Consider the following 14734-nt stretch of genomic DNA (forward strand, 5'->3'; position numbering starts at 1 on the left):
GAGCATAATGAGAATAATTGCCTTGTTGCCTCTGGCGGCAGCTGTGTTAAGTGTTGCTGGATGTGGTTCATACTCAAATCCAATATATGGCGAGCATGGGCTCATCAACGATCGCAGCCAGAACTACGAAGAGGCTAAGGCAACCCAGCGGCTGGAACTGCCTCCGGCGATCCAGAGCCGCTCCAAAGCGATGCAGGATGTTCTGGAAATTCCGAGTGCTGGCCAGACGGCTTCCCAGCGAACGACAGATTTTGTTGTGCCCCGTCCTGAGTTTTTCTATGCAGATGCCGGCAATGGCACCGTTAACCTTAAGCGTCAGGGGGATGAAAAAGTTCTGATTGTGGATGAGCCTGTTGGCGATGTCTGGATTCAGTTACAGGACTTCTGGCGTTTCAACAATGTCGCTCTGGCAAAATCTGCGCCTCGGGAAGGTGTCATGGAGACCGACTGGATCGATACTGCAGGTGAGGAGTTAAGCTTCGTCGACAGTATGATCAAACATCTGACGTTCCAGGATATCGAGGGGCCTGTCAGTGACAAGCTGCGGGTATCAGTGCGTCCGGTGGCTGACAATTTTGACCGGACGACTATTTCGATGCAACATATACGGGTTGCTCAGGAACAGAAAGACCAGCCGGTTAACTGGACAGAAGATGCCACCGACGTTGGCTATAAAACCGATATGATGTTTGAAATGCTGCGTTACCTGAGCAAATCAACCAGTAATGCCGGAAACAGTCTCAGCTTGCTTGAAATGAAACGGCAGCGTAACGATCTGCCGCAGATGGGACGCGACTCCAAGGGGTTCCCGGCACTGAAAATTACTGTGCCGGTTGATCAGGCCTGGGCGCAGATCAACAGGGCGATCGATAAAACCACTCTGGATGTGGGTACCCGGGATCAGCAGACCGGTGTGATCTACCTGACCTACACCACCTCGACGCCGTTTGAAGATACCGAAAAGATGGGCTTCTTTGAGTGGTTGCACTCTGATCGTAAAGCGATCACCTTTGATACTGGTAGCGTTGGCGAGGTGTTTGGCATTGGAAGCAGTAAAAATACTGATGTCCCTTCATACAGTTCAAAACAGTACAGTAAAGATGAAACTACCGATGTTGGTCAGCAATATAATATTGATGATACAACGGACTTGGCGAGCCGTAAGGGATTCAAAATATGGTTTGCTGGTAAGGTGATCTATATCTTCGGTGATGATCAGGATGGCGTCTATAATAATGAATCAGGGAAGTATGAACATGTTGGTCAGTATCAGCTGCATATGAACCGGACCTCTAACGGTGTGTTCCTGACCGTTAAAACGCCGGATGGTTACTCAGCGCCTGCGGTGATTGCTGATGAGATACTCTGGGAGATCAAAGAACAGATCTGAAAAATAAAGCCAGGTGATGAGCCTGGCTTTCAGAGCGACATAACAGGGGCCTTCTGAATAGCAGGCCCCTTTTTTATTTAATTTTTTGTGTTATTGAGAGTTTTAGTGTTGTTAATCAGCATTTTTCTCGAAACGATATAGGTGAATAGCTATGAAGGCAGTATTTCTTGATCTGCAAAGCCTGGATTGCGATGACCTGGATCTGGCCGCGCTGAAAGCGGAGTTCAGCCATTTTCATCCCTATCCGGCAACGGCACCGCAGCAGATTGCCAAACGGGTTGCCGGTGCTGATGTAGTGATTGTGAATAAAGTTGTTCTGGACAGGGAGACACTATCTGCTGCCACTCAGCTTAAGCATATCTGTATCGCCGCCACTGGCACGAATAATGTTGATCTTCAGGCGGCATCAGAGCTGGGAATCACAGTGTCCAACTGCCAGGCGTATGGTACTGCTTCGGTGTCACAGCATGTTATGGCGTTGATGCTAGCGTTACACACTAATCTGATAGCCTATAATCAGGCTGCCCGTGATGGTCGATGGGGCCGGGCGGAACAGTTTTGTTTGCTGGATTACCCGATACAGGAACTCAGCGGTAAAACACTGGGCATCGTGGGATATGGCAATCTGGGTGCCGGGGTAGCGCAACTGGCGGGCGCATTTGGTATGAATGTCGTGGTCGCCCAGCGTATCGGAGGTGATACGGTCGGTGGTCGTTTGGCGATGGAAGAGTTGCTGCCTCAGGTTGATGTCCTGAGTTTACACTGCCCGCTGACCGAGCAGACCCGCGACCTGATCGATGCTGATGCGATCGAACAGATGAAAACCGGCGCTTTTCTGATCAACGCGTCCCGTGGCGGCATTGTGAATGAAACCGATCTGGCTGATGCTTTGCGTCGCGGTAAGCTTGCCGGGGCGGCAACCGATGTACTGAGTGAGGAGCCGCCGGTGAATGGTAACCCCTTACTGGCCGATGATATCCCCAATCTGATTATTACCCCTCACAGTGCCTGGGGCAGTATCCAGGCTCGCCAGCGGATAGTCGATCAGATGACCGAAACCATTGTGGGCCTGAAAGCCGGAGAACCGATCCGGGTGGTTAATTAGCCGGGGACGCTCAGAAGGGCATTGGCGAGCTGAATGACAGCGGCTCACCGCTCACCGGATGGCTGAAGCTGAGTGAGTGTGCATGTAGCAACAGCCGTTCTGATCGCTCAATCTGCCGGGGCGTGGCATAGAAGCGATCTCCCAGAATCGGGTGCCCGAGAAACTGCATATGCACCCGCAGCTGGTGCGAACGACCGGTAATCGGTGTCAGCTCGACCCGGCTGGCATCGTCCAGCTGTTCGATTAAACGCCAATGGGTTTGTGCGGATTTACCCTGCTGGTGATCGATGATCTGCAGGGGGCGGTTTTCCCAGTCGCAACGTAACGGTTGATTAACGGTGCCGCTGTTTTTAGCTAACCGTCCCGCCACTATTGCCTGATAGGACTTGTCGGTTTTGCGCTCCTGAAACTGAATACTCAGATGTCGATGGCTGGTCGCGCTGAGAGCTAACACCATCACACCTGACGTTGCATAATCCAGTCGGTGGACGATTCGGGCAGTAGGGTAGTGTTGCTGAACCCTGCGCCACAGGCAGTCCTGTTTATCCGCTCCGCGTCCCGGCACCGATAACAGGTCGGCCGCCTTATTAACAACGACGATCTCATCATCGGCGAAGAGAATATCGTGCTCTGCCATTAATGCTGACATCTCAGCGGCTGATCCCTTTGCCGGCAAACAGTTTCTTTTTCCGGGTTTTCTTTTTGCCCCGCACGAACAGTGCCATCGATTCGATATGATGGGTTTGTGGGAACATATCCATTACCAGGCAGTGCTTCATCTGATATCCCTCCTGGCCCAGCAATTCACTGTCACGCGCCAGCGCGCCAGGGTTGCAGGAGATATAGAGAATTAACTCCGGTCTGAGACTACAGACCTGCGGTATCAGCGAAGCCGCTCCGGTGCGGGGTGGGTCAAGAATGACCTTGTTATAGCTCTGCCTGAACCACTGCAACCCCTTCAGATCATCGGCCAGGTTGGCGCAGAAGAACTGGCAGTTCTGCAACTGATTATGCAGTGCATTGCGCTGCGCCTGCTCTACCATTGTCAGGCTGCCCTCAACTCCTGTCACTGAGGCTCCTGCGGCGGCTACCGGCAGGGAGAAGTTGCCCAGACCACAAAACAGATCGAGTACCTTATCGTCGGGCTTCAGTTGCAGTAGCTGGCAGGCTTTATTAACCATCTGCTGATTGATTTCGGCGTTCACCTGAATAAAATCACCGGGGCGGAACGTCAGCTCCAATTGATCCAGTGCGTAACCGGTTAAGCAGGTGTCGTCCACTTGCGGATCTGAGCCGATAACTTGCAGCTGCAGGCTCAGTTCATAATGTTCTGCTAGCGCAGTGAAAATCTGCAGATGCTGATCATTCAGTGGTTTTTTCAGTCTTAAGGACAGATAGCCACCCTGATCCCCCAGGTCAACATCAATCTGGGTTATATGTTTGATATCCCCCGTGTCTCTGAGCGCCTCTCTGACCCGGCTAAAAAGATCGCTTACCCGTTTATCCAGCACCATGCAGCTATCGATCTGAGTCAGCAGATGACTGCTTTTGCGGCGAAAACCGACGATGGGCTCACCGTCAAAGAGCTGATTGATGCCGATGCGGGCGCTGCGACGATAATGCCAGTGGTTAGCCGTTAGTGGCGGATCGATATGCTCAGGCTTAGTGCTGCCTATACGTTCCAGTTGTTCCAGCACCTGAGTCTGCTTCAGGGCAAGCTGTTCGCTGTTTTCCAGGTGTTGCAGATCGCAACCACCGCACTGATCATAATGAGGGCAGGCAGGTTCTGTTCGATGGCTGGAAGCGGTGATAATCGAGTCGGTATGGCCCGTATAAAACTTAGCTTTCTCTTCAGTGAGTCGCGCCAGAACCTGTTCTCCAGGCAGAGCGTTGGCAATAAAGGCCGTTTTACCCTGATAACGCCCAATCCCCTGGCCATCATGGCTCAGAGCGTTAATGGTCAGCTCTACCGGTTCTGAGGGTAGCGGCTGTGATGGCTTACGAGCCGGGGGCTGTTTTATGGTGCGGGAACTGTTCAGTTTCATGTGCTTCTCCTGACGAAGCGCGGATTCTACCAGTGCAGGGGGATTAAAGCATCCTGACCAGGGAAAGGAGTCGACTCTTTACTGCGGTTTGGCTGCAGGTCGCCTCAGGGAAAAATAGTTTTTCGGAGTAATTGCTTCATCCGATGGCTGTTCAGGGTATAAAATTATTTAACTTCTATCTATTGGTCAGAGCAGTTTTATGTCACAGGAACATCCGTTTGCCCCCTTTGTACGTATTTTGGGAAAAGGAAAGCAGGGCTCCCGCTCGCTGAGTCAGATCGAGGCCCGGGAAGCGATGGAGATGATTTTAGACGGTCAGGTTGAGCCCGAACAACTGGGTGCCTTTCTGATGTTATTGCGGGTGAAAGAGGAATCCCCTGAAGAGTTGGCGGGATTTATCGAGGCGGTGAGGGGGCGATCTGGCGCTCCGCAACAGCTAACAGTCGATCTGGACTGGTCAACCTATGCGGGTAAAAAACGTCAACTGCCCTGGTTTATTCTGGTGGCGCTGATATTAGCGGAAAATGGTACCCGGATTTTTATGCATGGTGCCCGTGGCCACACACCTGACCGCATCTACACCGAAGACTGCCTGCAGCTGTTTGGTATAACGGCCTGTCGCGACTGGAACGAAGTGACCGAATCGCTAAATGCTTCACGGTTTGCTTTTATGTCGATCAATACGCTGAGCCCCGAGATGGGCAGAATCATCAATCTGCGTCCGGTGCTGGGACTCAGATCACCGGTACACACGCTGTGTCGACTGATCAATCCGCTGCATGCCCTGCACACAGTGGACGGTGTTTTTCACCCGGCTTACGGTCCGATGCATCAGAAAACCGCGCAGCTTTTGGGGGTTGCCAATGGTCTGACCATCAAGGGTGATGGCGGTGAAGCAGAAGTGAAGCCTGACACAGAGTGTGACCTGCAATGGACCCGTGGCGGTGACTATAGTACCTCCCAGTGGTCCCGTTACTATCCGCGCCGGCTGGTTAAGCAAGAGCTGGATACTGCTGACCTGTTATCAGTGTGGCGGGGTGAGATAACAGATGAATACGGTGAAGGAGCGGTGCTTTCTACACTGGCGCTGATTCTGAAACTGCTCAATAAAGCGGCAGATGATGCTGGTTGTTTCACACTGGCTGAACAGATGTGGCAGGGAAGGGATAGGGAACGCTTCTGAGATCGGAAAGCCAGCTTTCCTGGCCAGACGTCACTGTGTGACTTGTTAGTTGCCAGACGCGGCAGAGCCGCTTGCTAGAAGAAACAAAATCTAATTGTCTTCTTGCTTTTTCTCGCAACCAGCAGGAGCCGCAGGCGCCGTTCTAGATAAGCAACGGAGTTGCGTCTTGCGGCTGGTTTTGCCGCCTCAATCCCTTCTGAGCTTATCCGATACCGCGATGGGGCTTGGGAAGTTGAATATCACTATGTAGGTTGATAGCAGGAAGGTCAGGATGGCGGTTGCCTGTATAACGTGGGAGGCTTCCTGTCCAATCATCGCCGCGCTGGTGGCCATGTAAGCGATCAGCAGTGAGAATTCACTGATCTGGCCCAGACGGAAGCCCACTTCCCAGGCAAGCTTGTTACTTTCGCTGATGCTTTGCAGCAGAAAGCGAAACACGATGGGTTTGATGGCCAGCACCAGCGCCGCGAGAATCAGTGCGGGGATAATTATCTGTCCAAGCAGTCCCAGATTAAAGCTGGCACCGATAGAAAAGAAGAACAGTATCAGGAAAAAATCACGCAACGGACGTAAACTGGTGGCGATGTACTGAGAGATTGGGCTGGTTGCAAGGCTGACTCCCGCTATAAACGCGCCGATTTCTGCTGACAGGCCTACCGCGTGGGCCAGCTCGGCAAGGCCCAGGCACCAGCCGATGGCTACCAGAAAGATATATTCATGAAAACGGTCAAACTTCTGAATCAGCGGCAAAAGTATGTAGCGCACAAACAGCAGTGCTGCACCGATAATCAGCGGTAACGCCACCGCTGTTTTCAGGAAGGTTGTCACTTGGCTGGTGCCGCCATCTCCGCTGTTAAGGAACAGTAGCACCAGAATCGCGATGACATCCTGAAGCAGCAGAAGGCCCACCACCAGCTCCCCGGTATGCTTGTGATGTAGCACTGTGGTTGGCAGTAGTTTGATACCGATGATGGTGCTGGAAAACATCAGCGCCACACCGATAATAATCGCTTCTGTCCGGGTAAAGCCGAACGCGACCCCCACGCCATAGCCGATGGCCATAAATATCACCGCGCTGAAAATCGCCACCAGAGTTGCTTTTCTAAGCATATGTACCAGGTGACTGGGTTGCATATCGAGCCCGAGGAGGAACAGCAGAAATATGATGCCGACATGGGATATGTCCGATAACAGGGCGGTATCCTGGATGAAGCTGTAACCATAGGGTCCCAGCGCTGCTCCCAGCACTATGTATGCAACCAGCAGGGGCTGTCGGGTATAGAGCGCGATAGACGCCAGTATCGCAGCCCCGGTGAAGATAAGAAAAAAAGAGAAAACCAGGCTTTGTTGCAACATAAATAAGCAGATATCCTGTAAATTCAGGCTGGGTTGGTGGTCCGATCCGATCCGGATTACCTGTTCAGTCTACCCAATCTATATGCGGATATGAACCCAGTTGCGGCGCTTCCAGATATAAATAAAGATCAGCGAAGAACCTGCCCGGTGAAATGTCTGTAATAACCAGATACCGGTTAGTCCGTAACCCAGGCAGGGGCCGATCAGCCAGGCTAGTGGCAGATAAAAAAACCATTGCCCCAGGCTGCTGATCAGCATCACTACCCGGTTTGCTCCAGCCCCCAGCAGCGCCTGGGTTAAAACGATAGCCGCGGCATCCAGGCAGATCGCCAACCCGGTTAACATCAGCGGGGTATGGGCTTTATTGATCGCTTCAGCGGTGGCCAGAAAGAGCCCTAGCAGCGAATCGGGGTATAGCCACATCGGCAAACTGAGCAGCAGCATGATCAGTATAGCCGTGAGAATAACATCCCAGCCCCAGCGACTGGCCATGTTGGGATCATTTTGTCCCAGTGCATGACTGACCAGTGTTGTGCACGCAACACCCAACCCTACGCCTGGCAGAATCAGCAGCAGAGCCAGATTTATCAGCACATGTCCGATCGCCTGTTCGGTGGTGCCCAATAGCCCGATTATCCAGAACAGGACCAGCATGGACGCGGCAAAGAGAAACTGTTGAATAGAGTGGGGAACCGCGAGGCGCAGTAGCGACTTCAGTTGATTCAGATTGCTGCGTTGCAGGTTGAGCATCCCTTTGTTGATCGCAGTTGGCAATGTCACCAGTGCTAGCAATACTGCACCCAGATAGAGCGAGATAGTTGTTCCCAGCCCCGCACCGGCTGCGCCCATGGCGGGAAGACCAAAATAACCAAAGATCAGGGTGTAGCTGATCAACACATTGAGAAACTGTACCATCAGCAGGATTCGCAGATAAACGACCGGCCTGTTGGTGCCGTTCCAGTAACCACGAAAACTGAGATTCAGACCGACCGCCAGCAGAGCCAGCACACGATAACTAAAATAGTTGGCTGCGATCTCTTCTACCTGAATATCATCACTCAGCAGCGTTATCAGCCACTCGGCGTTAATCAAAAACAGGAGAGTCAGGGGCAGGGCGATGGCAAAGGCAACGATAATGCCCCAGCCCAACGGAGTTGCTGTTTCTGCGTCAAGGCTCTGCCCTCTGCGACGCGCCACCAGTGCCTGAACGCCAGACGAAAGCCCCAGTATCAGACTGACCGCGAGGAAGTTTATATAGCCTCCGACGCCGATGCCTGCCAGTGCTGTTTCGCCCAGACGACCTACCATGGCGGCATCCACCAGATTCAGAACACTTTGTGATAACATGCCGCCAACAATGGGCAATCCCAGCGTGAGAATAGTTTTAATGCGTTGCAGGCGTTTCAAAAATCCGGTTTCCCTATTGCCGAAATGGGCGGGTGATGGCCCGTGAGAATATTGTGAAGTCTGCCACAAAGGTGTAAAACGGGGCAGTTTAACAGAATAGTATTAACGATGTTCTGGTTAATAACTGAGCAATTTACTCGGGTTTAGAAAACGTGTATCCTGTCAACCATATGAGACAGTGATTTAACAGGAATTTTAATGAATATTACAGTGACCGAATCAGCGGAAACCTACCTTGCTGAGCTGCTAGAAAAACAGAATGTTGAAGGTATTGCTGTACGGATGTTTGTGACTCAGCCGGGAACACCTTACGCTGAGACCTGCCTGGCTTACTGCCGTCCAGATGAGGTTGTCGAAGATGATGAAGTTATGGAGATGGAAAAGGTCAGGTTCTATTTTGAAAAAAATAGTCTGCCCTACCTGGAGGAAGCCACGGTTGATTTCGCCACTGACAGAATGGGTGGCCAGTTAACCATTAAGGCTCCAAACGCCAAAGTACCCAAAGTCTCTGATGACAGCCCAATGGAAGAGCAGATTAACTACATTCTCTACTCTGATATTAACCCCGGTCTCTCTTCCCATGGTGGTGAAGTTAAACTGATTGAGCTGGTAGAGGAAGAGATCGGTCACATTGCTATTCTGCAGTTTGGTGGTGGTTGCCAGGGGTGTAGTGCTGTAGATATGACCCTTAAGGATGGTGTTGAGAAAACACTGGTAGAACGCATAAGTGGGCTTGCAGGTGTCCGGGATGTAACTGACCATTCTGTGACGGATAACGCTTACTATAAGTAAGACATATTCTGCCCTGAAGCCCGGCTTGTCCGGGCTTTTTTGATGTTAAAACCTCTGCCAGCCCTCCTACCTACCATTTTGGTACGTTGTTCGCTTTCGGGTGAACTGATATAACGCTGATATTGATTATTGCTTTTTTATGTAAGTTTTACTGGGATATGGTTGTTTTTTGCCGTCCAAGCCCCATTAACCAGTAAGAACGATATGTCATACAGTCCGTAACTGCTGTCTTCCCGCAGTTTCTTTCGAAAAAGGAGTAAGGTCCATTATGGCACCACTCGAGAATGATAAAGAGATCACTACCACCACGTTGCCGGTTTTACCGCTGCGTGATGTTGTTATATATCCTCATATGGTGATCCCCCTGTTTGTTGGCCGGGAAAAATCAATTCAGGCCCTTGAAGCTGCGATGCTGCAGGACAAAGAGATCCTGCTGATAGCTCAGAAAAATGCCTCAGACGATGAGCCTGTCGGTGGCGATCTGTTTTCAATCGGTACAGTAGCAAGCGTGCTACAGATGCTGAAGCTGCCCGATGGTACCGTTAAAGTGCTGGTGGAAGGTGATTATCGAGCGCGTATAGAAACCCTGCATACCAGCGATAGCCATTTCACTGCCGATGTTACGGTTCTGCCGGTCAGCGAGGTTAGCGACAGCGAAGCAGAGATCTATAAACGTACCGCTCTGGATCAGTTTGAACGTTTTGTGCAGGTGAATAAAAAGATCCCGGCTGAAGTGCTTACTTCGCTGGGGTCGATCGATGAGATCGGCCGTTTGGCGGATACCATTGCCGCACATATGTCCCTCAAGCTGGATGAAAAACAGAAAATTTTAGAAATTCTGGACGATAAACTGCGTCTGGAACATCTGATGGCGTTGATGGAGTCTGAGATCGACCTGGTTGAGGTTGAGAAACGGATTCGTGGGCGCGTTAAAAAACAGATGGAGAAAAGCCAGCGAGAGTACTATCTGAATGAGCAGATGAAAGCGATTCAGAAAGAGATGGGCGACCTGGATGAAAACGGCAATACCGATATCGAAGAGTTGAAAAAACGGATCGATGAGGCCGGTATGCCGAAGGAAGCGCTGGATAAAACGCTGAACGAATACAACAAGCTGAAGATGATGTCTCCAATGTCTGCTGAAGCCACTGTTGTTCGGGGTTATATCGACTGGATGCTTCAGATCCCCTGGTCGAAACGCTCTAAATTGCGCCATGATATGAAGCGGGCAGAGGTGATTCTCAACGAAGATCACTACGGCCTTGAAGAGGTTAAAGACCGCATTCTTGAATATCTGGCAGTGCAGCGACGTGTGCGTAAGCTGAAAGGGCCTATTCTCTGTCTGGTAGGGCCTCCGGGTGTGGGTAAAACCTCTCTGGGACAGTCCATTGCACGGGCTACCAACCGTGAATATGTTCGGATGGCACTGGGTGGCGTTCGCGATGAAGCGGAGATTCGGGGACACCGGCGTACCTACATTGGTTCGATGCCGGGTAAGCTGATACAGAAGATGTCTAAGGTTGGGGTGAAAAACCCACTGTTTCTGCTTGATGAGATCGACAAAATGGGTATGGATCAGCGCGGCGATCCCGCTTCAGCGCTGCTGGAAGTGCTTGATCCGGAGCAGAACAGTACCTTCAACGACCACTACCTCGAAGTCGATTACGATCTCTCCGATGTGATGTTTGTCTGTACCTCTAACTCGATGAATATCCCCGGCCCATTGCTGGACCGTATGGAGATTATTCGCATTCCGGGTTATACCGAAGATGAGAAATTAAATATCGCTCGTAAGTATCTGATACCTAAGCAGACTAAAATGAATGGTCTGAAGAAGGGTGAGCTGATCATTGAGGATGAGGCGGTTACTGATCTGATCCGTTACTACACCCGTGAAGCGGGTGTACGGGGTCTTGAGAGAGAGATTGCCAAGATCTGCCGTAAGGTGATTAAAGAGATTGCGCTGGGTGACGATAAGAACGCTTCGGTGGTCGCAAACAGCGAAAACCTGGAGCACTATTCCGGTGTGCGTAAGTGCAATTTCGGTGTTGCTGAAGAGCAGGACCGTATCGGCCATGTAACCGGTCTGGCATGGACCTCTGTCGGCGGGGATATCCTGACGATTGAATCCGCAGTTGTGCCGGGTAAAGGGCGTCAGATTCGTACCGGTTCCCTCGGTGAGGTGATGCAGGAGTCGATTCAGGCGGCGATGACCGTAGTGCGTAGCCGGGCAGAATCGCTGGGTATAAATCCGGATTTCCATGAGGAAAACGATATTCATATCCATGTACCGGAAGGTGCGACACCAAAAGATGGTCCAAGTGCTGGTATCGGGATGTGTACTGCATTAGTATCTGTCCTGACAAATATTCCGGTTCGCTCCGATGTAGCGATGACCGGTGAGATCACCTTGCGTGGGCAGGTATTGCCTATCGGTGGCTTGAAAGAGAAGTTGCTGGCAGCGCATCGCGGTGGTATCAAAACAGTTATTATTCCGGATGAGAACAAGCGTGATCTGAAGGAAATTCCTGAAAACATCAAAGCAGACCTTGAAATCTGTCCGGTAAAATGGATAGACGAGGTATTGCAAATTGCTCTGAAGTTCAGTCCTGAACCGCTGACGGAGGAGCAAAAAGCAAGCTTTTCTGAAAAGAAAAAGCAAGCAAAAAATGAGCAGGGACAAATAAAACCGCATTAACACAAAATAGTGGCAAAACAGGCTGCAACCCGCTTGACACCTGATTTGCAGGCTTGGTATAAATTGTCCGTCAACTTGCTGGGCATGGGCTACAGAATATAAAAACGATTCATATAAGGGGAACAATGTGAATAAATCTGAACTAATCGACGCAATCGCAGCTTCTGCGGATATTCCAAAAGCTGCTGCTGGCCGCGCACTGGATGCTACACTGGAATCAATTTCCGGCGCTCTGCAAAAGGGTGATTCTGTTGCACTGGTAGGCTTCGGTACTTTCGGTGTGAAGGAGCGTGCTGCACGTACTGGTCGTAACCCTCAGACTGGTCAGCCAATTCAGATCGCTGCGGCGACTCTGCCTACTTTCAAGCCTGGTAAGGCTCTGAAAGACGCTGTCAATAAGTAAGAATAGCTAGCGCCTGATCCGAAAGGATCGCTGGCATCCGGAGCGGTAGTTCAGTTGGTTAGAATACCTGCCTGTCACGCAGGTGGTCGCGGGTTCGAGTCCCGTCCGTTCCGCCAAATGTGAGATCGCTGATTATACTGTCAGTGTTTCTCTGGGTAGCGGAAACCATTAAAACCGGTTCCGTACTGCCAAACATATCAAAGGCGCATCCTGTCAGGATGCGCCTTTTTTTCTATTTGTACACTACCTTAGAGGCCAAGAGGCATCATGCTTCAGAATATCCGAGATAACTCCCAGGGAATCGTCGCCAAGATCATTGTTGGTCTGATCGTCGTTACCTTTGCACTATTCGGGGTGGAGTCCCTGGTCAGTCTGACCTCAGGTTCAAACGCCCCCGCGACCGTCAACGGTGTCGACATTAGTGAGCGGGATGTGTTGCAGGGTGCTGACCTGCAACGTCGTCAGCTATTGGCGCAGATGGGTGAGAATGCTGATCCAACCCTGCTGGATGATAATCTTATCCGTAAGGCGACCCTGGATAACCTGATTCAACAGGAGATCCTGGTTCAGTCTGCGACGAATCAGGATATGGCCATCTCTGATCAGGTGCTGGATCAGATGATTGTTAATACCCAGGATTTCAAAGTCGATGGTGTTTTTAACCCTGACCGTTATCAGGCGGTACTGCGCAATGCAGGGCTGACACCGATGATGTATAAGAATCTGCTGCGTAAAGAGAGCCTGATTGGCTATGAACGTTCGGGTTATATGGGCTCTGCATTTGTCCTGAACAGCGAAGCTGACAAGATTATTACTCTGGACCGGCAAACCCGTGATCTGGCGTATCTTAAGGTAGGGCTGCAGGATTACATGAAAGATGTGTCTCTGACGCAAGATGACCTGACCGTTTACTACGATGCGCATCAGCAGGACTTTATGACCGATGAGCAGGTGGCCATTCAATATCTGCTGATCAATAAAGCGGACCTTCTGAAAGAAGTTAAGGTTGATGATGCTGAGCTGCAAGGGCAGTTTGAGCAACTGAAAGCGGCGTTTAAATCTGAAGAGCAGCGCACCGTTTCTCATATCATGATCGAAGTGTCAGACAGTGTTGATGATGCTGCTGCACTGGCCAAGGCTCAGGATCTCGAGAAAAAACTCGCTGCAGGTGAAGATTTTGCCGAGCTGGCAAAAACTGAGTCTGATGACCCTGGCTCTGCCTCTGATGGTGGTAATCTGGGTGTCTATCAGAAAGGGATGCTGGATGGACCGTTCGAGCAGGCGGTTTATTCACTGAAAGCCGGTGAGGTGTCTGAACCTGTACGCACGGCATTTGGTTATCACATCATTAAACTTACCGATCTGTCTGAGAGTAAGGCTCCGGTATTTGAAGAGGTTAAAGATCAACTGATCGCTGAGCAGCTGGACAACAAGGTTGAGCAGATCTACGTTGAGCGGGTTGGGCAACTGACCGATCTGGCATTCTCATCCGGTGATCTGCAGGAGCCGGCAGCGGAGCTCAACCTAAAGATAGTTGAAGCGGCTCCTTTCAGTCGTAAAGGCGGCAATGATGATGTCACCTCGAATCAGCGGGTTGTTCGCGCAGCGTTCAACGAAGAGCTGATTCGTGATGGCTTCAACAGTGATCCGATCGAACTGGACTCAGGACGCACTCTGGTACTGCGGGTTAAGGAGCATATCCGTCCGCGTCAGCTGAGTGAAGAGGAGGTCAGGCCACAGATCACTGAAATTCTGACTCTGCAGAAGGCAGGCGAAGCGTTGCAGGCCTCTCTGGAAGGGGAGCTTGAAAAACTGCAACAGGGGGCTGAGCGCAAACCGGTTAATGGTGCTGAGTGGCAGGTTGCGGATGCGGTGGGACGTGCTGATCGGAAACAGCCCGCTGAGGTTATGGCCGCTGCATTTAAGCTGCCTAAGCCAGAACAGGGTGCTTCTTACTCTCTGATTACACTCAAGGATGGAGCCCAGGCAATTGTTGCCGTCACGGCGCTACATGAGCCGGATCTGTCAGCGGTCTCTGCCGATGAGAAAAAAGCGATGCGAAATATTCTCAGCCAGCGTTCTGGTCAGTTTGATTATCAGGCGGTGATGGAAGCACGTAAAAACGCAGCTGAAATCGAAAGGCTCTGAAATCGCCGGACTCAATGAAACCTGAAAAAGGCTGCTGATGCAGCCTTTTTTATTGCCTGTTATCGGGCGGTTGAATCCTGGCGTTACAACCCAGACTTAATTGTGTAATATTCAGTCTGTGCCAGGGAGATCAGATGGCAACCACAGGCTATGGAAGGTGTTTTTAAGTCCTGTAGTATTTAATCATTTAGCTCGACCCAGAGGAGC

Annotated in this window: 11 protein-coding genes and 1 tRNA gene; 8 read left to right on the plus strand and 4 right to left on the minus strand. The window is 51.0% G+C overall.

Annotation, left to right across the window (positions count from 1 at the left end):
* Positions 1-7 precede the first annotated feature (7 nt).
* Together bamC and OCU43_RS09895 are read left to right on the plus strand one after the other, a co-directional pair.
* Positions 8-1390, plus strand: coding sequence for an NlpB/DapX family lipoprotein (gene bamC, locus OCU43_RS09890; protein ID WP_091358221.1), 1383 nt, complete (start codon positions 8-10; stop codon positions 1388-1390).
* Between the two features lie 151 nt (positions 1391-1541).
* Positions 1542-2495 (plus strand): 2-hydroxyacid dehydrogenase, encoded by a 954-nt coding sequence (locus tag OCU43_RS09895; RefSeq protein WP_091358224.1) that lies wholly within the window; start codon positions 1542-1544, stop codon positions 2493-2495.
* 10 nt (positions 2496-2505) lie between these two features.
* Here the strand turns inward: OCU43_RS09895 and OCU43_RS09900 are convergent, their stop codons facing one another.
* Complete coding sequence (locus OCU43_RS09900; RefSeq protein ID WP_091358227.1) at positions 2506-3144, minus strand: RluA family pseudouridine synthase; 639 nt, start codon at positions 3142-3144, stop codon at positions 2506-2508.
* A gap of 1 nt (position 3145) precedes the next feature.
* Complete coding sequence (gene rlmD, locus OCU43_RS09905; protein WP_091358229.1) at positions 3146-4540, minus strand: 23S rRNA (uracil(1939)-C(5))-methyltransferase RlmD; 1395 nt, start codon at positions 4538-4540, stop codon at positions 3146-3148.
* Positions 4541-4739: 199 nt separating this feature from the next.
* On the opposite strand from rlmD, the gene OCU43_RS09910 reads away from it, so the two are divergent.
* A complete protein-coding gene (locus tag OCU43_RS09910) occupies positions 4740-5723 on the plus strand; it encodes a glycosyl transferase family protein (RefSeq protein WP_091358232.1) in 984 nt (327 codons plus the stop codon).
* A gap of 186 nt (positions 5724-5909) precedes the next feature.
* On the opposite strand, the gene OCU43_RS09915 is transcribed toward OCU43_RS09910, so the two are convergent.
* Positions 5910-7079 (minus strand): cation:proton antiporter domain-containing protein, encoded by a 1170-nt coding sequence (locus tag OCU43_RS09915; RefSeq protein WP_091358235.1) that lies wholly within the window; start codon positions 7077-7079, stop codon positions 5910-5912.
* A gap of 78 nt (positions 7080-7157) precedes the next feature.
* Positions 7158-8486, minus strand: a complete 1329-nt coding sequence (locus tag OCU43_RS09920; RefSeq protein WP_245756567.1) for an MATE family efflux transporter — start codon at positions 8484-8486, stop codon at positions 7158-7160.
* Positions 8487-8684: 198 nt separating this feature from the next.
* Here OCU43_RS09920 and nfuA point away from each other — a divergent pair, with 198 nt between their 5' ends.
* From nfuA to OCU43_RS09945, 5 genes are all read left to right on the plus strand, one after another.
* Positions 8685-9278: a Fe-S biogenesis protein NfuA gene (nfuA, locus tag OCU43_RS09925; RefSeq protein ID WP_091358240.1), complete on the plus strand. Its 594-nt coding sequence runs from the start codon at positions 8685-8687 to the stop codon at positions 9276-9278.
* Between the two features lie 268 nt (positions 9279-9546).
* Positions 9547-11976, plus strand: a complete 2430-nt coding sequence (gene lon, locus OCU43_RS09930) for an endopeptidase La (protein ID WP_091358243.1) — start codon at positions 9547-9549, stop codon at positions 11974-11976.
* A gap of 127 nt (positions 11977-12103) precedes the next feature.
* Positions 12104-12379 (plus strand): HU family DNA-binding protein, encoded by a 276-nt coding sequence (locus tag OCU43_RS09935; RefSeq protein WP_091358245.1) that lies wholly within the window; start codon positions 12104-12106, stop codon positions 12377-12379.
* Positions 12380-12418: 39 nt separating this feature from the next.
* Positions 12419-12495: transfer RNA gene (locus OCU43_RS09940), tRNA-Asp, on the plus strand.
* 151 nt (positions 12496-12646) lie between these two features.
* Positions 12647-14527, plus strand: coding sequence for a SurA N-terminal domain-containing protein (locus OCU43_RS09945; RefSeq protein WP_091358248.1), 1881 nt, complete (start codon positions 12647-12649; stop codon positions 14525-14527).
* Positions 14528-14734: the final 207 nt, after the last annotated feature.

It is taken from the genome of Amphritea atlantica (assembly GCF_024347255.1).
GTDB classification, from domain to species: Bacteria; Pseudomonadota; Gammaproteobacteria; order Pseudomonadales; family Balneatricaceae; genus Amphritea; species Amphritea atlantica.